We start from the raw sequence: 23,463 nt of genomic DNA on the forward strand, positions 1-23,463 counted from the left end.
GAGAGCAATGCGGACAGCTAGCAAGGAAAGAAAAACAAATGAAACCTATATATCTGTAGCTTGTAATTTAGATGACAGTACAGAAGTTACCATCAACACTGGAGTTGGCTTTTTTGATCACATGCTCGAGTTGCTCGCCAGACACGGACGTATCGGTCTTGTAGTAAAAGCTGATGGTGATTTACATATTGACAGCCACCATACCGTTGAGGATGTTGGTATTGTGTTAGGGCAAGTAATACGAGAAGCTCTAGGCGATAAAAAGCAGATCAACAGGTACGGTAGTGCTTACGTTCCAATGGATGAAACGCTTGGGTTTGTGTCACTAGATATAAGTGGCCGACCGTTTCTCGTTTTTGATGCACAATTAACGAATCCGAAACTAGGTAACTTCGATACAGAATTGGTTCGAGAATTTCTTCAGGCATTTGCCTTCCAAGCAGGAATTACCTTGCACGCACGTGTGCTTTACGGAGAGAATACCCACCACAAAGTGGAAGCAATCTTTAAAGCATTAGGTCGTTCACTCGCCGAAGCGATCCGTATTAATCCAGAAATAAAAGGTGTAAATTCGACAAAGGGGTTAATCGAATGATCGCAATTGTTGATTATGGTATGGGTAACGTTGCTAGCGTAGCCACAGCATTTAAACGATTAGGTTATGACACAGTTTTAACGGATGATAAACAACAATTAGCTGCTGCATCGCACATTATTTTGCCTGGTGTTGGTTCATTTAATGCGGCGATGAAAGAGATTGAAGCACGTGATTTAACAGAAACGTTGCAACAACTAGCAGCAGAAAAACCGTTTTTAGGAATCTGTTTAGGTATGCAGCTCTTATTTACTAAAGGCTTTGAGCATGGAGAGTCTAGAGGATTAGATTTGATCCCTGGTACCGTTGAGAAAATAGAAACAGATTATTTACTTCCTCATATAGGGTGGAACGCACTTACCATTAAAAATGGTCATGAAGCGTTCGATTCTTATCAAGATAAGCATGTGTATTTCGTGCATTCTTTTGAAGCGAGAACGAATCAAGAAAACCTCGTAGCTACAACCGATTATGGAACCGAAATCCCTGCGATCGTAAGAAAAGGCAATGTTTTTGGCATCCAATTCCACCCGGAAAAAAGTGGGGAAGTTGGTGTAGGTATCTTAAAAGCATTTCTACAGGAGGCAAATCAATGAAAATATTACCTGCAATAGATTTAATCGATGGAAAGTGTGTCCGACTATACCAAGGCGATTTTGATCAAACGACCCAAGTAGGAAGTGACCCCGAATCACAACTCGCTCAATTCATAGAAGACGGTGCAGAAATCGTTCACATTGTCGACTTGGACGGGGCACGGCATGGGGAAGCAAGACAATATGATTTAATTGCCAAGCTTGTATCACAATCCTCTGTACCGATCCAAGTTGGTGGTGGTATCCGTTCAATGGAAACCGTTGAAAAACTAGTTGAAATTGGTGTTAGTCGGCTCGTGTTAGGAACGGCTGCTTTAGAAGACGAGCAGTTTTTAAAAGCTGCATTAGCTAAATATGCCGACCATATCGTCGTTGGAATTGACGCGAAAAATGGCAAAGTAGCAACTAGGGGCTGGGAAACAGTTTCGGAAGTAAATTATATAGAATTTGCAATACAGATGGAGCAATTAGGTGTTAAGACGATTGTATTCACGGACATCTCTAGAGATGGCACGTTAACAGGACCAAATTTAACGGAACTAGAAGCTCTGTTAAAAGCAGTAGATTGTAAGATTGTTGCTTCTGGCGGTGTTTCAAGTAATACAGACATTGAGGAGCTATCGGCAATTGGCATTGAAGAGGTTATCGTCGGTAAAGCAATTTATGATGGAAAGGTAACATTAAAGGGGGCAACCAAATGATCGTGAAACGAATAATCCCTTGTTTAGACGTAAAAGAAGGGAAAGTCGTGAAAGGTACGAATTTTGTTTCGTTGCGTGAATTAGGTGACCCGGTTGCGATGGCATCTGCTTATTCAAAGCAAGGTGCAGATGAAATCATATTTTTGGACATTTCTGCAACAAACGAAGGTAGACAAACGATGGTTGACATTGTCAGGGAAACAGCGGAACAAGTATTTGTCCCGTTTACTGTTGGCGGCGGTGTCCGAACCATCGATGATGTGACACGGTTACTGAAAGCAGGAGCGGACAAGGTTGGTATGAATTCAGCTGCTGTAGCCAACCCCGACCTTATTACGGAAGGTTCAGAACGATTTGGTGCACAATGTATCGTTGTTGCGATTGATGCGAAGCGCTTTGATGATGGCTGGCACGTGATGACACATGGTGGTAGTAAAGATACTGGGATTGATGCGATCGAATGGGCAAAAACTGCTGAACAAAAAGGGGCAGGAGAAATCTTACTAACGAGTGTCGACACAGATGGGGTAAAAGATGGATTTGATTTACGGTTAACACAAGCCGTTGTTGATGCTGTTCGAATCCCTGTAATTGCATCAGGTGGCTGTGGCCATCCAGATCATTTTCCGGAAGTATTTAAAGAAACTGACGTATCTGCTGCTTTGGCCGCATCGATATTTCATGAAGAAACGTTTTCGATTGCAGAAGTAAAACAATCCTGTACACAGCAAGGAGTGAACATTCGTGAAGCCTGATTTTAGCAAAGGACTAGTACCCGCTGTTGTGATTGATGATCAAACAAATGACGTACTAATGCTCGCCTATATGAATGAAGAAGCGTATGACAAGACCATCGAAACGAAACAAACATGGTTCTATTCTCGTTCCAAACAAGCACTATGGAATAAAGGTGCCACCTCAAGGAATATTCAAACCGTTGAGTCTATCCAAATTGATTGTGATGAAGACACGCTCATCGTAAGGGTTACCCCTGCCGGACCTGCCTGCCATACTGGAGAACAATCTTGTTTCTATCGTTCCATTGACCTCGCTACAGGTGAAGTATCAGACGCTTCAGTTAACAATGCCGCTTCTATAATTGACCAAGTAATGGTAGAGATTGTTGAACGCAAATCGACGAAACAAGAAAATTCCTACACTAATTATTTATTTGATAAAGGCATCGACAAAATTGGTAAAAAAGTGATCGAGGAAGCCGGTGAAGTAGTAATTGCAGCTAAGAATGAGGATAAGCAGGAGATAATTAATGAAGTAAGTGATCTTATCTATCATAGCTTTGTGTTATTGGCTAACCAAAACATTACTCTATCTGATGTGAAATCCGAATTGAATAATCGCTTTGCTAAAAAAGGCAATAGCAAAGGGGACCGTCCGGAAATAAAAGAGTGGTAATTCACTCTTTTATTTTTTTATTAGCACTTTTCGTAAAGTTTGTTGTTTTTTTATTACATAGTTGAAGTAAAATCCGTCGTAGTACTCGTGATTTCCGCTCCGGGCAGTCGCTTTCCGCGGGCACGGCTTCAGCTAACTCAGAAGCAAAATGCGCTTCTGAGTGGATCTTCAGCTCGCGCTGTCCCGCAGGAGTCGACTGCCCGGAGCTCCAATCACCCGACGCAAAGAGCAATCCCGTTAGCAGCGTAGGAAATCCACTTCGACTCCTGCGGGACTAGTGGCGTAAGTGAGACCCCGCAGAACGCAGTTCGAGGAGGCTCACTAGCCCCCCCCGCGGAAAGCGAAGTGGATTTCCGGAGCGGTGCAAGCACTCTCCAAGTTACGACGCATATTAGGATGTTTTCCGCAACACAACATTCTTTTAGAAAAAATATTTTGTTAAAAAACTGTAATGCTAAGGTTAGTTAATCGTCTATATTAGTGAGAAGTTAGGAGGGCATCAAATGGGGATTGACGACACCAGGATGGAAGAATGGTTTTATAAGTATAGCGACGACGTTTATAACTTTTTAATTTACTATCGTGGACATAGTGACGTAGAAGATTTGGTTCAAGACGTATACATAAAAGCGATCAAGGGACTGGCATCTTACCGAAAAGATGCCAATCCAAAAACGTGGTTATTCCAAATTGCACGCAATGTAGCTATTGATGATGCAAGAAGACGACAGGTTAGAAATGATAAAATAAAAATCAATTCATATAAAGACAGTTTACCTATTATTAAAACACCTGAACAAATTTATCAATTGAATGAACAAAAAAGTGAACTAATCCAAGCTATTCAGCGTCTGAAACAAAATTATCGTGAAGTGTTATTGCTTCGAGGAATGAAGGAATTCTCCGTTGAGGAAACAGCAACTATTTTAAAATGGAGTAATAACAAAGTTCGTGTTACATACCACCGTGCCCTTGAAGCATTAAAAAAGGAGGTGTCCAAATATGAATAAGGAAGAGCTAGAAAACCAACTTCGCTCCTTACCACAAACAGCTAAGCTGTCTAACCAAAGGAAACAAGATATCCTAGGTATGATCAGACATAATAACAGGCGAAAAAGTATCAAAAATTGGTATGTTAGATCTATGGTAGCGGTAACTAGTACGATTGTGTTTTTATTATTTATTGGTCTTGTTATTACAAATCATGCGATTCTACCTTTTAACAATCAAGCATCACAATCAAAATTAGTTCAAGTTAACGGATACCAAATTGGATTTACTTACAGTGAATATTTTAAAGGTGTAGATGAGTTAGACAAAAGAACACAAGGAACGTACTATAAACCGCTAGATTTTACAAGCATGATGCAAGTGATGCCAGAAAAAATGAATGCAAATGTTCATTTGCAAAATGATGAACAAATTCCCTTTGATGTGGATGAGAAGAAGGCATTCTTAGTAACTTCTGAAGATCAAGATGGAGATATTGTTCATCAGGTGCAATTCACCTATAAAGGCATATCCTCTGAGCAGTTTTTTATCGTATCTATGACTGAAGTTAACGAAAATCCTTTAGCAAATTATGATTTTACGAAAGAAGATACTGATTCAGTAGGAAATCCTTTATTACATGAGGAATTACTTCCCGGAGTACCTTTATTTCAAATCGTACGAACAAGTCCAAGTGCTCTGGTGTATTCCTATTATGACTATACAGCAGAAGATAACACGTTCTTCACTGTTGGAACGAATGCAAATGAAATATACACGTATTATAATGGATATGTTTATCATTTTGGATACAATATTAAACCATATAAAGAAGAAGTTACAGAAGTGGACGAGGACATGGTACAATTAGCTCGTAAGTTCATTTTAGGTGAACAATCGATTCGTTAACAGGGGAAAAAGATATGACATTTAAATTAGCAACGGCTGAAGATGCGCCAATCATTCATCAATTAATGATCGATGCATTTGCCATATACAATCAAACAATTCCATCTAATGCGCTGGAAGAAACCGTTCAATCCATTCAATTTGCTATGGAAACCGATGGTGAACGAGCGGTAATATGCTACGATAAGCACCAACCAATAGCAATGGCCCGCTTTACTGTAAAATACGACAGCTTATATTTTTACCGATTATCTGTTTTACCAAGTTATCATGGAAAAGGCAATGCAAAAAAAGTCATTACATGGTTGGAAACGTATGCTCAAGAAAGAGCGTGTAAGCGGATATGGTGCAAAGTGCGTAAATCCGTTCAACAAAATCTGTATTTATATCGATCGTTGGGGTATAAGATCTTTAACGAATTTATTGTGACAAAAGAAGACGGCACACAGCTGGACGTTGTTTCAATGGAAAAATTCTTATTACATTCAGAGTAGACCATAAGTAGATTATGTAAATAAGATGGAGGAATGTTAGGCTTTTTTCTTATAGATTTTCGTTACTGCGTAAAATAGCTAAACTTCGACGTAAACCTGGTGCGGAAATCACGAGCACTACGTTACGCCGGATTTTAATTCTATTATGAGTTTTTTAAAAATTAACTCTGCCTAAAACCAAATAAAAAGAGATCATTCGTGTTGAATGACCTCTTTTTGATATTACTTCCAATTTTGCTCTATAAACTCATCTCTACCAGATTTATTTCGATCGATATCATAAGCTTCTTTTTCCTTTTTATAAAAATCTTGATGAAATTCCTCTGCTGGATAAAAAGGAGACGCAGGTAAAATTTCGGTAACGATAGGTTGTTTAAACTTACCACTATGGCTTAATTGCTGTTTTGATGATTCTGACTTTTGTTTTTGTTGTTTATTATGATAAAAAATTGCGGTTCTGTATTGAGGACCACGATCATGAAATTGACCACCATCATCAGTAGGGTCAATCTGAGGCCAATATAGTTCTAGGATTTTATCATAGCTTATTATTTTAGGGTCATAGGTAATTTCCACTGCTTCAAAGTGTCCTGATTCCCCCGTTTTAACAAGTTCATAGGTAGGGTTTTCAATTTCTCCACCTGTATATCCTGAAACAACCGCGTAAACACCATCCCACTGGTCGAACGGCTTGACCATGCACCAAAAACATCCGCCAGCAAAAGTTGCTTTTTCTAATAGCTCACTCATCTATCTCAACTCCAACTTAAATTACTATAAAGTAACGTAACTATAACATTTTACACTTCGATACTCAATCAAAACTATTTATTTACAACCAATCAATTTTCCTGTTTAATTTACAGTAGGGGAGTGATTTTGTGACAAGATCTGTCAAATTGATTGATTTTAATCATGTAATAAAAAATGCAATGACTGGAATCGCTATCGTTTCAAATCAAGAGTTTATTTATGCGAATACATATGCCCGTCGCTTGTTAGGATATGAAACAGTTGAAACATTTAATTGGAGTGAAATTATCCACCCAGATGATTACATAATTTTCGAAAGCAGCTTAGATTTAGCTTTTCAACAAAATCGGGCTATTCAACCGATGCTGCAAAAGCTTATTAAAAAAGATGGAGACATTATTCCCGTGTGGATTTCGTTCACTCCGTATAACAAAAATGAAGGTAATTATGTTCAATTACATTTCCATCATGTAGATAACAATATAGAAAACGAACATTATTATTGGTTGTTAAGTGAAAACATCTCTGATATAGTCACTGAAATTGGTTTAGACGGTACAATTCATTATATTTCTCCTTCTGTAATCCATATTCTAAATTATGAACCTCATGAAATAATCGGAAAACAATTAGTCGAATTCGTTCATCCTGAAGATTTCCAAATAGTAATTAATGCCCAAAAAAAACTGTTAGCAACAAACATATCATCTAATTATGTGCGCTATCGCCTTAAACATAAGGAAAATCACTATGTGTGGGTTGAATCTAAAGCTAACATATTTGTATATAAGTATGGGGAACAACGTGTTGTAGTAGATACAAGGGAAATTACAAATCAAATAAAAGCTGAAAGTATGTTACGGCAGTCTGAGAAATTAGCGGTAATTGGAGAATTAAGTGCAGGTGTTGTACATGAGATCAAGAACCCTTTAACTACAATTAAAGGATTTTTAAAACTCATGGAAGCAGGCACGATTAAAACCAAAGATTATATATCTATCTTAAACAAGGAAATTGAGAGTATTGAAAAAATTGCCGAAGATTTACTAGCATTTGCGAAACCAAACAAAGAAGAATTTACTATTGTAGTAGTGCAAGAGGTAATTGATGAAGTTTTGTTTTTATTTAACAATCGAACAGATGATAAAATGCTGCAATTCAAATGGTCCAAGCCAAGGAAATGTCTATATATTTGGGGAGAAAAAGTACAAATAAAACAAGTAATCTTAAATTTAATAAAAAATGCTATGGAAGCATGTTCGTTAGAAGGAATAATCGAAATAAATTTATATCCTCAAGCTAAGGAAGTAGTTATTGAAGTGATTGATAACGGTTGTGGAATTGCACCAGATAAACTTAAGGAAATCGGTACATCTTTCTACACTTCAAAAGAAAAGGGGACTGGATTAGGCTTAATGGTATCCCAAAAAATTATATCCAGTCACAAAGGTAAAATATTAGCAGAAAGTACCGTAGACAAAGGGAGCACCTTTACGGTAGTATTACCCTTATATGAACTTGATATCGATTAATCTAACATGTGCGAAGAATAAAAAAGTAAGGAATGGTAGTTTATATGACTAACAGAAATAAAGTGTTGCTCGTTGATGGGATGGCGTTATTATTTAAAGGCTTTTTTGCGACAGCCTTTTCTGGTAACTATATGATCAATAGTAAAGGTGTTCCAAGGAATGGAATTTTTGGCTTTTTAAATTATTTTACAAATGCAATAGAAACATTTCAACCAACCCATGTTATTTGCTGTTGGGATATGGGAAGTAAAACTTTTCGAACAGAATGGTTCCCGGAATACAAAGCAAACCGAGATCAACCACCCGTGGAATTAATTCCACAGTTCGATTTAATCAAAGAAGTCACAACAGCATTTAATGTTCCAAACATTGGATTAAAGGGCTACGAAGCAGATGATTGTATTGGAACGCTCGCACAATTGTACAAACAATATGAAGAAGTAATTGTTGTAACAGGTGATAAAGACATGCTGCAATTGGTTGATGATCATGTATCCGTCGCGATTATGGTAAAAGGAGTCGGGAATTATAATGTATATGATAGTCATAATTTTTCTGAACAGATGGGAATCTCTCCAGCACAAGTCGTTGATATAAAAGCATTAATGGGGGATTCAGCAGATAATTATCCTGGTGTAAAGGGAATAGGAGAAAAAACGGCACTAAAACTTATTAAGGAATATGATACAGTTGAAAACCTGCTAGTCCATTTAGATTCTTTGCCTAAAGGTGTTAGAAATAAGATTGAAGTAAGTCTCGATTCCCTTCACCTTTCTAAAAGATTAGCGAAAATATTCTGTGAGGTACCAATTTCCTGTTCGCTTGAAGAGGGACAGTGGAGCATGGATGATCAAATAGTCACATCGTTTTTACAAGATTTGGAGTTCAAAAACACAAATAGATGGATGAAAGCACTAGAAAATATCTCAATAGCAAAATAGCAGCTACAATTTTGGATAATTAATGTACTTTATGGAACGCTAAGTTTCGGAGGTGTTTCCATTGAGTCAAAAAAGAAATACTAGAAGTAATCAAAAACTAGATACAAGTGTTAATCCACAAGGTTTGACAGAAGATGAAGCGAATCAACGCCCTCAATCACAATCGGAACAACGGGCAAAAAAAACAAATACTAAAAGATAAGGTTATGGTCTTTACCATAACCTCCTTTTGACTCATCTAAATAAAAATAAGAGGTATATATTAATGAAGAAAAACGGAATAAAAGTATTCGGTCTTGTTGTAGATAATTACACAAGATGTCAACATTACGCATCAAAATCCGATATTATTGCCATTAAATTCGCTTGTTGCAAAAAATATTATCCATGCTATAAATGCCATGAACAAGTGCAACAACATAAAATAGCGCTTTGGTCAACTAATGAATTTGATTCAAAAGCCATTTTATGTGGTGCTTGTGGCAATGAATTAACGATTAACCAATACTTAATGGCAAATTCATGTGTTCATTGCTATGCTTTATTTAACCCGAAATGCAGTCTGCACTATCATTTGTACTTTGATATGACAAAGTCTGCGTCTTGCTAATCTTGAAATTGTTGCAGCATGGAAAAGAAATCAATTACAAAATCATAAAACACTTTTTCCGACGGTGCCAAGTTACGATTTTTCGGCCTAATAATACCAACAGTTCGTCCTAGTTGCGGATGATCAATAGGTATTTTTTTCGTGAATCGAGGTGTAGCCTCATAGAACGTACTTTCAGGTAATATGGTAACACCAATGCCAGCAGAGACTAATCCTTTAATTGCATCTAAATCCTCACCGTAGGATGAGATTTTAGGTGTAAATCCAGCTTGTCTACAGCCGTCTACAGCTATTTTGTGTAGTACATATCCTTCGGGAAATAATACAAATTCCTCTTTCCGTAAGTCACTTAGATTTAAACTTTTTCGCTCTGCCAATGGATGAGATGCAGGTAAAAGTGCCGAAATACTCTCAGAAAAAAGGATTTTTCCATTTATATCCGGATCATTCGTAGGAACTGGTCCGAGAAAGGCTAAATCTATTTCACGATTTTTGACTGCATCTACAAGAAACTTATAAGAGCCTTGCCGTAGTTGGAAGGCAATGTTTGGATGTTTCTGCTTAAATTCAGATATAACCGTAGGTAACAAGTGACTAGCCAAACTTGTCGGAAATCCAATCCAAATTGAGCCACGCTCTGGATCCAAATATTCATCAATTTGCTTTTTGGCATGTTCAATTGCTTTAATCGCCGTTTTCGTATGTGTTAAAAATATTCTCCCTATTTGCGTTAGTTTAACGTTACGGCCTTCGCGTTCAAATAATTTTACTCCTAGTTCGGCCTCTAAATTAGAGATTTGTCTGCTAATCGCAGATTGAGCAACATGGAGGTGAACCGCTGCTTCTGAAACGTGCTCACGCTCAGCTACCTCTTTAAAATAGTATAATTGCCGTAACTCCATTTTCCTCACTCCTTGCTAATTGATATCAATATGAGAACGATCTAATCTATATTATATATTGTTTGCATTAATAATAAAACCTACAATAGTACTAAGACACCTTAAAAGGGAATAGAAGTAAACGGGGGCGTATAGTATGAGTTACAATCAGATGCCTAAAGCACAAGGTCTCTACCGTCCTGAATTTGAGCATGACGCGTGTGGAATTGGGTTATATGCACATATGAAAGGCAAAGCAACGCATGATATCGTAAAAAAAGGATTAGAAATGCTTTGCCATTTAGATCACCGCGGTGGGCAAGGAAGCGATCCAAATACAGGTGATGGCGCCGGATTAATGGTGCAAATCCCTGATGAGTTCTTCCGTAAACAATGCTCTGATATCCAATTACCTGAAAAAGGTCGCTATGGTGTAGGTATGGTCTTCTTCACAAAAGATGATCAAGAACGCCAAGCTTTGGAAAACAAAATTAATGCTCTTATCAGTCAAGAAGGACAAAACCTATTAGGTTGGAGAGATGTGCCAGTAGATGTCAGAAAAGTCGGAATAAATGCACAGAAAACTTGTCCAGTTGTTCGACAAGTATTTATTGGTGCAAACGAATCTATTCAAGATGAAGTAACATTTGAAAGAAAGCTGTATGTTATAAGAAAGCAAGCAGAAAATTGGGCGGAGAAAGAAGAACTACGAGCTTATTTTGCTAGTCTATCTAACAAAACAATTGTTTATAAAGGGTTGTTAACACCTGAACAGGTGGATGCCTTTTATTTAGATTTACAAGACGAAGCATTCGTATCTGCTTTCTCATTAGTTCATTCACGCTTTAGTACAAATACATTTCCGAGCTGGGAAAGAGCACACCCAAATCGTTATTTAATTCATAATGGTGAAATTAACACAATGCGTGGAAATATAAACTGGATGCGAGCACGAGAGCAACAATTTGTATCTGATGCATTTGGTGAGGATTTAAATAAAATACTTCCTATTCTAAATGCAGAAGGCAGTGATTCTTCTGTATTAGATAATGCACTTGAATTTTTTACATTAGCTGGTCGTAATATCGCGCACTCAGCAATGATGTTAATTCCTGAACCATGGAAGAAAAATCCACATATTTCAAAAGAAAAACGTGCTTTTTATGAGTATCACAGTACATTAATGGAGCAATGGGACGGTCCTACATCGATTACGTTTACAGATGGCAAGAAAATTGGTGCCATTTTAGACCGTAATGGATTACGCCCTGCTAGGTATTATGTTACAAAGGATGACTATATTGTCTATTCATCAGAAGTAGGCGTAATTGATATCGATGAAGATAACGTAATGTATAAAGACCGCCTAAGTCCAGGCAAAATGCTGTTAATTGATTTAGAAGAAGGTAGAATTATTTCTGATGAAGAAATTAAAACAGAAATGGCGCAAGAAAAGCCATATCAAGAATGGCTGGAAAATGCAGTTGTTAAAATAGATGAAGAATTTTCGGAAGTTAATGGTGATCAAGTACAAGATTTATTCACTCGTCAAAGTGCCTTCGGATATACGTATGAAGATATTCATAAGTACTTACTTCCTTTAGTAGCAGATGGTAAGGATCCAATTGGTGCGATGGGTAATGATATGCCGTTAGCAGTATTATCAGAACGACCACAAACGTTGTTTAATTATTTCAAACAGCTTTTTGCACAGGTTACTAATCCTCCTATTGATGCTTATAGAGAACAAATTGTAACATCAACAATGACATGGTTAGGACCTGAAGGGAATATTTTGCACCCAGATCAAAACAATGCGAAACGAATTCAATTACAATCACCAGTTATATCAAACTATCAATTAAATCAATTAGTAGATAATAGATATGAAGGTTTTAATAGCGCAGTGATTGATTCGTTATTTACAAGCGATTTAGAATCAGGACTTTCTGCTATCTTCCAAAAGGCAGAAGATGCAATTGCAGCAGGGGCTAATTTGCTAATATTATCCGATCGGAATATGAATACAAAGAAAATTCCTGTTCCTGCTTTGTTAGCTGTTAGTGCATTGCACCAGCATCTTGTTCGTCAAGGTAGTAGGACAAAGGTTAGCTTAATAATTGAAAGCGGAGAAACAAGAGAAGTACATCATTTCGCTGCTTTATTAGGCTATGGTGTAGATGCGATTAACCCGTATCTAGCATTTGCAACTTATAAGAGTGAAATTGAAAATAATAACTTAGATGTTAGCTACGAAGAAGCCGTCAAAAGTTACATTGAAGGTGTAACCGAAGGCGTTGTAAAAGTAATGTCTAAGATGGGTATTTCAACCGTGCAAAGTTATCGTGGTGCACAAATATTTGAAGCAATTGGGATTAGTAAAGAAGTGATCGACCAGCACTTTACCGGGACAGCTTCCCAACTAAGTGGGATTGGACTGGATACAATCGGTAAGGAAGCTAGTGGTCGTCATCAACTCGCTTATGCGGAAACAATTGACAAGACTTTAGAAGCAGGTAGTGACTTTCAATGGAGAAAAACGGGTGAACATCACGCGTTTAATCCGAAAACAATACACACATTGCAATGGGCTTGTCGTCGTGGAGACTATAATCTATTCAAAGAATACACACAGGCAGCTAATGAAGAAAGAATCGGTTTCTTAAGAAATCTATTCACTTTTAATTCTGAACGAGAGTCTATTTCGATTGACGATGTAGAATCTGTTGACTCTATTGTCCGTCGCTTTAAAACTGGTGCAATGTCATTCGGATCTTTAAGTCAAGAAGCTCATGAAGCACTAGCTATTGCGATGAACCGAATTGGTGGTAAATCGAACAGTGGTGAAGGTGGAGAAGATCCAAAACGATTCTTAATTGATGAGAATGGTGACACTGCTAGAAGTGCGATTAAACAAGTAGCTTCTGGTAGATTCGGTGTGAAAAGCCATTACTTGGTGAACGCTGATGAATTACAAATAAAAATGGCACAAGGTGCTAAGCCTGGTGAAGGCGGTCAGTTACCTGGTACAAAGGTTTATCCATGGGTAGCAGACGTACGTAGTTCAACACCAGGAGTTGGATTAATCTCACCACCACCTCACCATGATATTTATTCTATTGAGGATTTAGCACAATTAATCCATGATTTAAAAAATGCCAATCGTGATGCACGTATTAGCGTAAAACTTGTTGCAAAAGCTGGAGTAGGTACAATCGCAGCCGGTGTAGCAAAAGGTGCAGCTGATGTCATTTGTATAAGTGGTTATGATGGTGGAACTGGTGCATCACCGAAAACAAGTATTAAACATACAGGATTACCTTGGGAGCTTGGCTTAGCAGAAGCTCATCAAACACTGATGCTAAACGGTCTTCGTGATCGTGTCGTACTTGAGACAGATGGCAAATTAATGACTGGTAAAGATGTCGTTATGGCTGCTTTATTAGGTGCCGAAGAGTTCGGCTTTGCTACAGCGCCGCTTGTAGTCTTAGGCTGTGTAATGATGCGTGTATGCCATATGGATACTTGTCCTGTAGGTGTGGCAACACAAAATCCTGAATTGCGTAAAAAGTTTATCGGGGATCCAGATCATATCGTTAACTTCATGCATTTCATTGCAGAAGAAGTACGCGAAATCATGGCGGAGCTAGGTTTCCATAATCTTGACGAGATGGTTGGACACACAGAAGTTCTTCAAGTTAGTGATCGCGCTAAATCTCATTGGAAAGCGAAAGATCTAGATCTAAGCACATTACTATATCAGCCTGAAAATGCTGGCAGCCGGACTTTCCGTACGCCACAAAACCATAAAATTGATCAGTCACTTGATATAACAGCTATTTTACCTGCTGTAGGTTCTGCAATAGATTCTAAGCAAAAAGTTGATTTAAGTTTTCCAATTAAAAACATCAACCGTGTAGTAGGTACAATTGTTGGTAGTGAAGTTTCCAAACGTTATGGAGAAGAAGGATTACCTGAAGATACAATTACCCTTCGATTTAATGGCTCTGCGGGTCAAAGCTTTGGGGCATTTGTACCTAAAGGTATGTCGTTGATCTTAACGGGAGATGCCAATGATTATGTTGGTAAGGGACTTTCTGGCGGAAAGATTATCGTTTCCTCACCAAAAGAATCTACTATTTCTCCAAGTAAAAACGTGATCGCAGGTAATGTTGCATTATATGGTGCAACATCAGGTGAAGCTTATATCAATGGCTGTGCAGGTGAACGATTTGCTGTGAGAAATAGTGGTGTCAGTGTAGTAGTTGAAGGTATCGGTGACCACGGCCTTGAGTATATGACAGGTGGCCGCGTCGTAGTATTAGGAGATGTTGGCAAAAACTTTGGTGCAGGTATGTCTGGTGGTATTGCATACGTATATGCTGAGGACCAAGCACAATTTAAACACCTTGCAAATACGGAAATGATTGAATTTGAATCATTACAAGCTGATGAAGAGATTTCAGAATTGAAAACAATGATTGAAAACCATTTCAAATATACGAACAGCAGTAAGGCTGCTGCGATATTAGATAATTTTGAAGAAGCAACACAAAAGTTTGTAAAAGTAATTCCAACAGAGTATAAATCAATGCTTCAGCGTATAGAAGCTTATAAACAAACCGGCTTGAATGATGATGATGCACAATTAGAAGCATTCCAAGCGAAGAAACAAAATAAACCTGTTCCTGTTACAAAACAAGCAGTGGTGCAGTAAGAAAGGAGAGAGCAAAATGGGGAAAGCAACTGGATTTATGGAAATACAGCGTGAAGAAGCACAAGAAAGAGATCCGCGTACCCGTATAAAAGACTGGAAAGAATATGCTGCTCCTTTCTCTGATGAAGTCTTAAGCAGACAGGGAGCACGCTGCATGGATTGTGGTACACCTTTCTGTCATATTGGGATGGATGTTAACGGAGCAACATCAGGATGTCCAGTCTACAATTTAATTCCAGAATGGAATGACCTTGTATATAAAGGGAAATGGAAAGAAGCATTAGAGCGATTAATGAAAACTAATAACTTTCCTGAATTTACTGGAAGGGTATGTCCTGCTCCTTGTGAGGGGTCTTGTACTGTAGCAATTTCTGATCCAGCAGTAGCAATTAAAAATATTGAACGCGCGATAATAGATAAGGGGTTTGAAATGGGCTGGATTAGTCCAAAAATCCCTACAAAACGTACAGGGAAAAAAGTTGCCATTGTTGGCTCTGGACCAGCTGGATTAGCGAGTGCTGACCAGCTTAACCAAGCCGGCCATTCTGTTACCGTTTATGAACGTGATGATCGTATTGGTGGCTTGTTAACTTACGGTATTCCTAACGTTAAACTTGAAAAAGATGTTGTTGAACGCCGTGTTCGTTTACTTGAACAAGAAGGTGTTGTGTTCGTAACCAATACAGAAGTAGGTAAAGACATTACCGCAGAGCAGCTAAAAAATGACTTTGACTCTGTTATTCTTTGTACAGGTGCACAAAAACAACGTAATTTAGAAATACAAGGTCGTAACAGTGAAGGTGTACATTACGCGATGGATTTCCTAAAGGCATCAACAAAAAGTTTACTAGATTCTAACTTAGAAGACGGAAACTATATTAATGCAGAAGGAAAAGATGTTATTGTAATTGGTGGTGGAGATACGGGTGCTGACTGTATCGCAACGGCTGTTCGTCACAAATGTAATAGTGTTGTACAGTTTGGTAAACACCCGCAACTTCCATTAGCGCGTACGTCTGCAAACATGTGGCCTGAGTATCCACACGTATTTAGTTTGGAGTATGCACATAAAGAAGCACAAGAGAATTTCGGTGAAGACCCGCGTCAATATTCAATCCAAACGAAGAAATTCGTTGCCGATGAAAATGGTAAGTTAAAAGAGTTGCACACCATGCAAATGAGAAAAGTTACCGACGAAAACGGTATGTTTGTTTACGAAGAAATTCCTGGCACTGAAAAAGTATGGCCAGCACAGCTTGTGTTGATTGCTATTGGTTTTGAAGGACCAGAACAACCGGTACTTAAGCAGTTCGGTGTAGACATTAAAAATCGTAAAGTAGATGCTGTATACGGCGAGTTCAAAACGAACGTCGATGGCGTATTTACTGCTGGAGACTCTCGTAGAGGCCAAAGCTTAATTGTTTGGGCAATTAACGAAGGTCGTGAGGTTGCTCGCTGTGTAGATGAGCATCTAATGGGTGCATCTACACTGCCAACTGTATTAGCTGTGTAACTACAAATATAAAACCCCTAATTTCATTCCTTTATGGGTGAAATTAGGGGTTTTTGTATAAAAAACATGCCATATATATGAAGATTTGGGAACACTTTAACGATAATATGTTAGTTATCATTACTTTTTTCGATTTTTCATAAATTGGACAGTAAAATAAATGATCAGAGCAAGCAGAGCATAAACTACGAAAAAGACAACAAATCCCCACAATCCAATAACAGCGTCGGCAAACTCCATATTACCCCTGTTAGTTATCGCCTGCTGAATTTCGATAGCAAATACTAATACCACCATGACAGTAAAGGTGTATATAAATGAAATAACAGTAATACTCCACTTCCATTTTTCGATTAGTTTAAAGCTTGCATAAACAAGGAAGAATGTCACAATCCCTATTATTCCAATAATCCAAAAATGGAGGTCTTTATCAGATAAACCAAAGCCCAATCCGTCGAATATGGTAATTAATACATCGTGTATTTGATTTACAATCTCAGCCATAAGACTAATTACTTCTCTCATTCATTTAACCTCCGCTACAAATATAATTCTCGATTCTTTATACATGACTAGCAATTGAAATAGTAGTGTGATCAATTTTTACTAAGTCCCATGAAGAGACAATACCAATAGGTCTATGAAGTTCTTTTCCTGATTCAGTTATTAGGATTGCCTCAAGTTTCATGTTTTTTTCAAAACTTCCTTCAAAAGTAGCTTCGAGATCGTAAATCGTACTTTCTCTACTAAGAAAACGCACATTATGTTTTTTTTCATAAGGTAAAATGTCTGCTGTAGTAATATTCAATAATGATACCCGACTATGCTCAATATTACAGGCTAGCCATTTTGCTATTCCACCTTCTGTCAGTAATCCGCAAAAACCATGTTCATCATAAATAGGGAATTGTGAAAATCCATTTTCTTTTATTGATTCTAAAATCCTCTGTAAGCTATCTTTTGGGTGAAACGTTATCACAGGCTGTGAAGCAACAGTTAAAGCGATTGGTGGTTCGTGTAATAGATGACATATTTTTTCAATTTCTATAACAATTTCTTCATGGGGTTCAGCAATATAAAAGTCTTCCCGTACTTTTCGATGTACAAGAGCATTACGCAGCCTGCCAAATTGTTTAAGAATGTCATAATTATATAGTACAACGTTATGAAGTTTTTTTGCCGCCTGTAGAGCTTCTCCGTAGGAAACATATGCTTTTGAATGACCCTTTAGGTTTATAAGTTTTTTGTGGATACGATTAAATGCTGCTTCAAACCTATGTACTCTTTCACCTTGTGTAATAGATTCCATATCGACATCTCCTAATTAAATATAGTGATATAGTAACATAATTGCTCTGTAGTATTAGCAAAAACAGATAAATATTTGTATGATTGAAAAGGGAATAATAGCAGTTTTGTCGAATATTATTTTTAGGTGCTGTACAGTATTTGCAAAGGGGAGATGATTTCTAATGACACAAAAAGTAGTGGTATATCCAATTAATGACGTACGTTCACAGTTTCCCGCTCTTTCTAGAACGTATCATGATCAACCAGTTGCATATTTCGATGGACCAGGTGGATCACAAGTCATTAGTTCCTCCATTAAAGCTATATCGAATTATATGGAACGAGGCGGAGCTAATCTTCACGGTGCATTTCCATCCAGTTGGGAAACCGAAGCTATTATAGTTGATGCTAAAAAGGCTGTAGCTGATTTCTTGGTTGTTGATCCGAAAGAAGTGGCTTTTGGTGCCAATATGACGACATTAACACTAGCTATCTCAAGAGCACTCGCTAAAACGTGGAATCCGGGTGATGAAATCGTCGTTACCGAAATGGACCACCGTGCAAATGTAGACCCTTGGCTGGTAATAGCTGAAGAACGTGGTGTCAAAGTACGATGGATACCTATTAACAAACAAACATTAACACTCGATACTAGTAATTTAAATAAGATAATTAATGACAAGACACGCTTAGTAGCTGTCGGTTATGCATCAAACGCAATTGGAACAATTGTTGACGTGGAAACAGTTTCAAAACGTGCGAAAGAAGTCAGTGCACTAGTTGCTGTTGATGCAGTACATGCTGCACCACACATTGCCATCGATCGCGATCAATTAGGAGCAGACATTTTATTATGCTCCGCCTATAAATTTTTCGGACCACACATCGGTATTGCTGCGATTAAAAAAAAGTTGTTGGAAAGCCTAGTACCTTATAAGCTAGTGCCAGCCCCTGACTACATACCGGATAAATTTGAGACAGGTACACAAAATCATGAGGGGATTGCAGGTATTCAACCGGCAATTGAATTTTACGCATCTCTTGGTGAAGGTAGAACTCGGCGTGAAAAAATTATTAATGGCTATCATGCTATAGAGTCACATGAAAACAGATTAGCAACTAAAATCAGGGAAGCATTAGCAAAGATAGACAAAGTCAGCTTAACTCACGCTGGTCCATCTGTAGCAAAAACACCGACGATTGCTTTCCGGGTTGAAGGGTATACGCCACAGCAAGTATGTGAATATTTAGCAGAAAAGCATGCTATTTTTGTTGCATGTGGGCACTTTTATGCTTCTACTATAGGGGATGTACTCGGAGTAAATCCCGATGGCGGCTGGATCCGAGCCGGCTTAGCACCTTACAATTCTGATGGAGAGGTGGATCGCTTTATTTATGCACTTCAACAATTATAGAAATGAGTCCCCATACTAATTAGAGAGTGTGGGGTTGCTTGTTTTTAAAATTATTCTCTATATAATCTTAATTTGTTGTTTTATACAGTAGTTTAGTAATAAAATAGTGATACAGACAATATTTACTATTTCATCACTTTCGATAAGGAGTTTCAACTATGGATCAAAATTCTATCACAGTTACATTAACCGAAAATAAAAAGGAAATACCGCAATCTAACCAACTTGAATTTGGTCGGATTTATTCTGATCATATGTTTATTATGGATTATGAAGCTAGTACAGGGTGGCATAGTCCTCGAATTGTGCCCTATCAGAACCTTGTACTAGACCCTGCAGCAATTGTTTTTCACTATGGTCAAACTGTTTTTGAAGGCTTAAAGGCCTACGTAACAAAGCAAGGAAACGTGCAATTGTTTCGTCCTGAAAAAAATATGGAAAGACTAAATCGCTCTAACGACCGCATGTGCATTCCAAGAATTGATGAAGATTTTGGTTTAGAAGCGATTAAAAAGTTAGTTAGCATAGACAAGGACTGGATTCCAACGGCACCTGGAACATCGTTGTATGTTCGTCCATTTATCATTTCAACTGAGCCATACCTTGGTGTTGCTCCATCTAAGAAGTACCAATTCATCATTATCTTATCACCAGTTGGCGCTTACTATAAAGAAGGCATTAACCCAATAAAAATTGCAGTCGAATCAAAGTTTGTTCGAGCAGTCTCAGGTGGAACAGGAGAAGCAAAAACGGCTGGAAACTATGCTGCTAGTTTGAAAGCACAAGAAGTTGTAGCTGAACAAGGCTATGCGCAAGTACTATGGTTAGACGGCGTTGAAAGAAATTATATTGAAGAAGTAGGCAGTATGAATATCTTCTTTAAAATAAATGGAGAAATTGTTACACCAGCGTTAAATGGCAGTATATTAGAAGGTGTAACGCGTAACTCAGTGATCGAGCTTTTAAAGAAATGGGAAATCCCTGTGATTGAAAAACAAATTTCAATGGATGACATTTATCAAGCGTACCAAGATGGACACTTGGAAGAAGCATTTGGATCTGGCACTGCTGCAGTTATTTCACCTGTTGGGGAATTAGCTTGGAATGACGATAAGCTAAAAATAAACAATGGTGAGATTGGCCCAATTGCGAAAAAGTTATATGATACACTAACTGGGATTCAATATGGAGCTGAAGCAGATCCATTTGGTTGGATTGTAGAAGTGGAATAACATTATGCTACAGGCTGTTTTCAAAATTGTTATTGTGCAAAATCAGCTAGTATACGTCGTAACTTAGTGTTAAACACCTTTAATGAAGCGTAGTCCCTACAATTTGACTCCTACGGGACTAGCGGCGTAAGTGAGACCCCGGAGCGCGAAGGCGCGAGGCTCACTAGCCCCCCGCGGAAAGCAAAGTGTAGGGACGGAGCGGTGCACATGTATGATCAGTGAGCACCTATGCACTACGACGCATTTCACTTCAATTATGAACTTTAAAATGCAACAAACCTTACGAATAAGCGCCAAGATAAAAGAGCATTCTTGCTATAGAATGCTCTTTATTCATTTCATTTACGAAAAGGAAGTTGATCACCTATGAAGTTAAGTATATTGGACCAATCACCGATTGCATTTGGAAAAGAACCACAAGACGCCTTAGTTGAATCGATGAAGCTGGCGCAATTAGCAGAGCACTACGGCTATACTCGTTATTGGATTGCTGAACACCATGGAATGAAGCAATTAGCAAGTTCAGCACCAGAAGTTATGCTCAGCTATATTGGAGCCCATACATCTACATTACGGATTGGATCTGGAGCAGTCTTGCTTCCACATTACAAGCCTTACAAGGTAGCAGAAATTTACAATCTTTTGGCAACGCTATTTCCTGATCGAATAGATATTGGAGTCGGTCGGGCTCCAGGAGGATCTGCAGAAGCTTCCATGGCTCTTTCAGGTAACTTTTTAGAAAACGTCCGGAATATGCCTGATAAAATAGAAGAACTTCTTCATTTTCTAAACGATGATTTTCCTGATGATCATTTTTATAAAAAAACAAAAGCAGCACCAATCCCCAATATACCTCCAGCGGTTTGGATGCTAGGCACGAGTGTGAAAAGCGCTAAGCTCGCAGCAATGAAAGGTTCCGGATACGCATTTGGATTATTTATGAGTGATCAGGATGGAAAAGAGATTATTAATACATATCGTAGCCATTTTAAACCAGGTAAGCAGTTATCAAATCCATATTCGTTACTAACATTGTCGGTAATTTGTGCAAATACGACAGAAGAGGCGGAAGAAATAGCACAACTAACCAACTTTTGGTGGTTACAGAGTTCAAAAGGAATCGAATTAAGCCATCTGCCATCATTAAAAGAATTACTAAATTATTCGTTTACAAACGAAGACAAAATAGAGATGGATGCTAGAAAGGAAAAATTAATTGTAGGCAACCCCGAACAAATAAAAAAACAATTAACAGAAATTCAACAAAAATATCAAGTAGACGAAATCATGATTGTTACGATCACCTATGATTATAAAAGCCGACTAAGGTCTTACCAATTGATTGCAGAAGAAATAATAGATCGATCATGATAGCTTCCATAATTTCACTTTGTCATACAGGTATGTTTTTGCTTTATTCAACCATGCTAGGTAAGTAAAGGTGATAATAAATATACTAATTCTAATGTATAAAGCAAAGGAGGACAAATGTATGCAAATATACTTTTCTCCAGAATTTTTCAAGGAAGATGCGCAAGTATTAAATATTGTAGACGATAAGAATAAGGCAGTTGGTTATATGGCGTTCTTAACTGAAGGACAAAAAATGTATGTTTACGGTCAATTGCAAGAAGAAGGGGTTTTTGAAGATTTTAAAGACCTAGTAAAACCATACTTAGCAGGATTATCTAAAGTTAAACCGGAACTAGAAGTTTATTCTTATCTAACAGTAGGCGGAAAAAAGGTCGAAATAGACCTTGAAAATGAGAGTTAATACAAGCAACAAAAATTTCGGACACTTCTTAATAAAGTGTCCGATTGATACTATTTTTTGATAAAGATAAATCTCGAAATTATGGATGATTAGATCACTTTCGTTCAATCGCCTATGGTGTCACCTCATCACCTGAGCAAATATGTTCTGAAATTTTCGATTCATGGGAGTAACGCAACTACACAGAAGTACTCTCTACTAGATAAACTTCAGTTACTATTTTCACCTCCAATAGTAAACAACATTAGCGTACATAAAACTAAAATGAGGAGAAATGTAGCTACCTTCATCTTTGCGCAAGTCGTGAGTTCCAACCTTTCACTAGACTCCCTAAATTTATATGTAATGTTTTTGCTTTTTAAAAGTTGTCCACAAAATTCATGCTTGTACTGTTTTTAGTTCTTTCTCATATGTAAAGTATGTTTACTCAATTTCATTGACGAATAAAACTTAATCTGTTTAAAAATAGCTGTAAAAGGGGAACAAAATGGGGAATTATGTTTTTGTATATGGAACATTAAGACAAGGGGCTAGCAATCATTCGTTTATGGAGCATGCACATCTAGTTACATCAGAAGCATATTTGTATGGTACGTTATATGACACAGAAAAAGGCTATCCTGCTCTAGTAACAGGTGGTTATGACCGGGTGATTGGAGAAATATATAATGTAACTGAGCAGTTGTTAGAGAAGTTGGATCGTCTAGAGACTTTTTTTGGTGATAACATGAGAATAATGAATATGAAAGAATTATTCAAACTGTATATGCAAGTGACCAAAGTTACAAAGCGCTTGTATATGTTTATTCGAAAGACCGTACAGATGGTTTACAGGAAATTGATAGCGGCGATTGGATTCAATGGCAATACAAATAGTTTAAATTTTGTAAAAATTATTGACAATCATACATTTGTAAAGCATAATAATTGCTAACAATAGCATTCGGCATATGATAAGGACCAATAGATTATACTCGGCACGAAAGAGAATGGAATTCACCGGCTGAAAGATTCCAACGTTACCGATTGATTGAACCTATCCTTTGAGCTGTTGAGCTAATAACTCGACCGTTTCCTGCGTTAAAGGTATAAGAGGATATCTATTTA

The 23,463-nt window shown here is 37.7% G+C and carries 23 protein-coding genes; 19 read left to right on the top strand and 4 right to left on the bottom strand.

Annotated elements, in window-relative coordinates:
• Positions 1-7 precede the first annotated feature (7 nt).
• The 8 genes from hisB to ACI6MV_RS08470 all read left to right on the top strand — a co-directional run bounded on the left by hisB (position 8) and on the right by ACI6MV_RS08470 (position 5,698).
• On the top strand, positions 8-595 hold the full coding sequence (gene hisB / locus ACI6MV_RS08435; RefSeq protein ID WP_407269843.1) for an imidazoleglycerol-phosphate dehydratase HisB: 588 nt from the start codon (positions 8-10) through the stop codon (positions 593-595).
• Positions 592-1,191, top strand: coding sequence for an imidazole glycerol phosphate synthase subunit HisH (hisH, locus tag ACI6MV_RS08440; protein ID WP_407269844.1), 600 nt, complete (start codon positions 592-594; stop codon positions 1,189-1,191). Before hisB ends, hisH begins: the two co-directional genes overlap by 4 nt.
• On the top strand, positions 1,188-1,892 hold the full coding sequence (gene hisA / locus ACI6MV_RS08445) for a 1-(5-phosphoribosyl)-5-[(5-phosphoribosylamino)methylideneamino]imidazole-4-carboxamide isomerase (RefSeq protein WP_407269845.1): 705 nt from the start codon (positions 1,188-1,190) through the stop codon (positions 1,890-1,892). Before hisH ends, hisA begins: the two co-directional genes overlap by 4 nt.
• A complete protein-coding gene (gene hisF / locus ACI6MV_RS08450) occupies positions 1,889-2,647 on the top strand; it encodes an imidazole glycerol phosphate synthase subunit HisF (RefSeq protein ID WP_407269846.1) in 759 nt (252 codons plus the stop codon). Before hisA ends, hisF begins: the two co-directional genes overlap by 4 nt.
• 58 nt (positions 2,648-2,705) lie before the next feature.
• On the top strand, positions 2,706-3,305 hold the full coding sequence (gene hisIE / locus ACI6MV_RS08455; RefSeq protein ID WP_407269917.1) for a bifunctional phosphoribosyl-AMP cyclohydrolase/phosphoribosyl-ATP diphosphatase HisIE: 600 nt from the start codon (positions 2,706-2,708) through the stop codon (positions 3,303-3,305).
• A 503-nt stretch (positions 3,306-3,808) separates the two neighbouring features.
• On the top strand, positions 3,809-4,315 hold the full coding sequence (locus ACI6MV_RS08460; protein ID WP_407269847.1) for an RNA polymerase sigma factor: 507 nt from the start codon (positions 3,809-3,811) through the stop codon (positions 4,313-4,315).
• Positions 4,308-5,204, top strand: coding sequence for a hypothetical protein (locus ACI6MV_RS08465; RefSeq protein WP_407269848.1), 897 nt, complete (start codon positions 4,308-4,310; stop codon positions 5,202-5,204). The genes ACI6MV_RS08460 and ACI6MV_RS08465 overlap by 8 nt, the downstream gene beginning before the upstream one ends.
• Positions 5,205-5,218: 14 nt before the next feature.
• Complete coding sequence (locus ACI6MV_RS08470; RefSeq protein WP_407269849.1) at positions 5,219-5,698, top strand: GNAT family N-acetyltransferase; 480 nt, start codon at positions 5,219-5,221, stop codon at positions 5,696-5,698.
• Between the two features lie 222 nt (positions 5,699-5,920).
• On the opposite strand, the gene msrA is transcribed toward ACI6MV_RS08470, so the two are convergent.
• Positions 5,921-6,448, bottom strand: a complete 528-nt coding sequence (msrA, locus tag ACI6MV_RS08475; RefSeq protein ID WP_407269850.1) for a peptide-methionine (S)-S-oxide reductase MsrA — start codon at positions 6,446-6,448, stop codon at positions 5,921-5,923.
• A 131-nt stretch (positions 6,449-6,579) separates the two neighbouring features.
• On the opposite strand from msrA, the gene ACI6MV_RS08480 reads away from it, so the two are divergent.
• From ACI6MV_RS08480 to ACI6MV_RS08495, 4 genes are all read left to right on the top strand, one after another.
• Complete coding sequence (locus tag ACI6MV_RS08480; protein ID WP_407269851.1) at positions 6,580-7,983, top strand: ATP-binding protein; 1,404 nt, start codon at positions 6,580-6,582, stop codon at positions 7,981-7,983.
• A gap of 44 nt (positions 7,984-8,027) precedes the next feature.
• Positions 8,028-8,924, top strand: a complete 897-nt coding sequence (locus tag ACI6MV_RS08485) for a 5'-3' exonuclease (RefSeq protein WP_407269852.1) — start codon at positions 8,028-8,030, stop codon at positions 8,922-8,924.
• 61 nt (positions 8,925-8,985) lie between these two features.
• Positions 8,986-9,126, top strand: a complete 141-nt coding sequence (locus ACI6MV_RS08490; RefSeq protein WP_407269853.1) for a small, acid-soluble spore protein L — start codon at positions 8,986-8,988, stop codon at positions 9,124-9,126.
• A 63-nt stretch (positions 9,127-9,189) separates the two neighbouring features.
• Positions 9,190-9,534: a CHY zinc finger protein gene (locus ACI6MV_RS08495; protein WP_407269854.1), complete on the top strand. Its 345-nt coding sequence runs from the start codon at positions 9,190-9,192 to the stop codon at positions 9,532-9,534.
• On the opposite strand, the gene gltC is transcribed toward ACI6MV_RS08495, so the two are convergent.
• Positions 9,531-10,436, bottom strand: coding sequence for a glutamate biosynthesis transcriptional regulator GltC (gene gltC, locus ACI6MV_RS08500; RefSeq protein WP_407269855.1), 906 nt, complete (start codon positions 10,434-10,436; stop codon positions 9,531-9,533). The genes ACI6MV_RS08495 and gltC overlap by 4 nt on opposite strands.
• 136 nt (positions 10,437-10,572) lie before the next feature.
• Between gltC and gltB the strand changes: the two genes are divergently transcribed.
• Together gltB and gltD are read left to right on the top strand one after the other, a co-directional pair.
• Entirely contained in the window at positions 10,573-15,132 is a 4,560-nt protein-coding gene (gltB, locus tag ACI6MV_RS08505) for a glutamate synthase large subunit (protein WP_407269856.1), read from the top strand.
• Between the two features lie 16 nt (positions 15,133-15,148).
• Positions 15,149-16,645, top strand: a complete 1,497-nt coding sequence (gltD, locus tag ACI6MV_RS08510) for a glutamate synthase small subunit (protein ID WP_407269857.1) — start codon at positions 15,149-15,151, stop codon at positions 16,643-16,645.
• A 120-nt stretch (positions 16,646-16,765) separates the two neighbouring features.
• Here gltD and ACI6MV_RS08515 read toward each other — a convergent pair whose 3' ends face one another.
• Positions 16,766-17,170: a hypothetical protein gene (locus ACI6MV_RS08515; RefSeq protein ID WP_407269858.1), complete on the bottom strand. Its 405-nt coding sequence runs from the start codon at positions 17,168-17,170 to the stop codon at positions 16,766-16,768.
• 37 nt (positions 17,171-17,207) lie between these two features.
• The gene (locus tag ACI6MV_RS08520) at positions 17,208-17,954 is read right to left on the bottom strand and encodes a CBS domain-containing protein (RefSeq protein WP_407269859.1); all 747 of its coding nucleotides are present in this window, start codon (positions 17,952-17,954) and stop codon (positions 17,208-17,210) included.
• Positions 17,955-18,117: 163 nt separating this feature from the next.
• Here ACI6MV_RS08520 and ACI6MV_RS08525 point away from each other — a divergent pair, with 163 nt between their 5' ends.
• The 5 genes from ACI6MV_RS08525 (at position 18,118) to ACI6MV_RS24935 (ending at position 23,290) form a co-directional block, all read left to right on the top strand.
• Entirely contained in the window at positions 18,118-19,350 is a 1,233-nt protein-coding gene (locus ACI6MV_RS08525; RefSeq protein ID WP_407269860.1) for a cysteine desulfurase-like protein, read from the top strand.
• 158 nt (positions 19,351-19,508) lie between these two features.
• Entirely contained in the window at positions 19,509-20,582 is a 1,074-nt protein-coding gene (locus tag ACI6MV_RS08530; RefSeq protein WP_407269861.1) for a branched-chain amino acid aminotransferase, read from the top strand.
• Positions 20,583-20,948: 366 nt separating this feature from the next.
• The gene (locus ACI6MV_RS08535) at positions 20,949-21,953 is read left to right on the top strand and encodes an LLM class flavin-dependent oxidoreductase (protein ID WP_407269862.1); all 1,005 of its coding nucleotides are present in this window, start codon (positions 20,949-20,951) and stop codon (positions 21,951-21,953) included.
• 121 nt (positions 21,954-22,074) lie between these two features.
• Entirely contained in the window at positions 22,075-22,356 is a 282-nt protein-coding gene (locus tag ACI6MV_RS08540) for a hypothetical protein (protein WP_407269863.1), read from the top strand.
• 487 nt (positions 22,357-22,843) lie between these two features.
• On the top strand, positions 22,844-23,290 hold the full coding sequence (locus tag ACI6MV_RS24935; RefSeq protein WP_483880216.1) for a gamma-glutamylcyclotransferase family protein: 447 nt from the start codon (positions 22,844-22,846) through the stop codon (positions 23,288-23,290).
• Positions 23,291-23,463 lie beyond the last annotated feature (173 nt).

Source organism: Radiobacillus sp. PE A8.2 (assembly GCF_045635475.1).
Taxonomy (GTDB): Bacteria; Bacillota; Bacilli; order Bacillales; family Amphibacillaceae; genus JBJGXI01.

Coding starts and splice junctions, on each gene's coding strand:
- hisB (WP_407269843.1), top strand. CDS start 8: ATGCGGACAGCTAGCAAGGAAAGAAAAACAAATGAAACCTATATATCT.
- hisH (WP_407269844.1), top strand. CDS start 592: ATGATCGCAATTGTTGATTATGGTATGGGTAACGTTGCTAGCGTAGCC.
- hisA (WP_407269845.1), top strand. CDS start 1,188: ATGAAAATATTACCTGCAATAGATTTAATCGATGGAAAGTGTGTCCGA.
- hisF (WP_407269846.1), top strand. CDS start 1,889: ATGATCGTGAAACGAATAATCCCTTGTTTAGACGTAAAAGAAGGGAAA.
- hisIE (WP_407269917.1), top strand. CDS start 2,706: ATGCTCGCCTATATGAATGAAGAAGCGTATGACAAGACCATCGAAACG.
- ACI6MV_RS08460 (WP_407269847.1), top strand. CDS start 3,809: ATGGGGATTGACGACACCAGGATGGAAGAATGGTTTTATAAGTATAGC.
- ACI6MV_RS08465 (WP_407269848.1), top strand. CDS start 4,308: ATGAATAAGGAAGAGCTAGAAAACCAACTTCGCTCCTTACCACAAACA.
- ACI6MV_RS08470 (WP_407269849.1), top strand. CDS start 5,219: ATGACATTTAAATTAGCAACGGCTGAAGATGCGCCAATCATTCATCAA.
- msrA (WP_407269850.1), bottom strand. CDS start 6,448: ATGAGTGAGCTATTAGAAAAAGCAACTTTTGCTGGCGGATGTTTTTGG.
- ACI6MV_RS08485 (WP_407269852.1), top strand. CDS start 8,028: ATGACTAACAGAAATAAAGTGTTGCTCGTTGATGGGATGGCGTTATTA.
- ACI6MV_RS08495 (WP_407269854.1), top strand. CDS start 9,190: ATGAAGAAAAACGGAATAAAAGTATTCGGTCTTGTTGTAGATAATTAC.
- gltC (WP_407269855.1), bottom strand. CDS start 10,436: ATGGAGTTACGGCAATTATACTATTTTAAAGAGGTAGCTGAGCGTGAG.
- gltB (WP_407269856.1), top strand. CDS start 10,573: ATGAGTTACAATCAGATGCCTAAAGCACAAGGTCTCTACCGTCCTGAA.
- gltD (WP_407269857.1), top strand. CDS start 15,149: ATGGGGAAAGCAACTGGATTTATGGAAATACAGCGTGAAGAAGCACAA.
- ACI6MV_RS08515 (WP_407269858.1), bottom strand. CDS start 17,170: ATGAGAGAAGTAATTAGTCTTATGGCTGAGATTGTAAATCAAATACAC.
- ACI6MV_RS08520 (WP_407269859.1), bottom strand. CDS start 17,954: ATGGAATCTATTACACAAGGTGAAAGAGTACATAGGTTTGAAGCAGCA.
- ACI6MV_RS08525 (WP_407269860.1), top strand. CDS start 18,118: ATGACACAAAAAGTAGTGGTATATCCAATTAATGACGTACGTTCACAG.
- ACI6MV_RS08530 (WP_407269861.1), top strand. CDS start 19,509: ATGGATCAAAATTCTATCACAGTTACATTAACCGAAAATAAAAAGGAA.
- ACI6MV_RS08535 (WP_407269862.1), top strand. CDS start 20,949: ATGAAGTTAAGTATATTGGACCAATCACCGATTGCATTTGGAAAAGAA.
- ACI6MV_RS08540 (WP_407269863.1), top strand. CDS start 22,075: ATGCAAATATACTTTTCTCCAGAATTTTTCAAGGAAGATGCGCAAGTA.
- ACI6MV_RS24935 (WP_483880216.1), top strand. CDS start 22,844: ATGGGGAATTATGTTTTTGTATATGGAACATTAAGACAAGGGGCTAGC.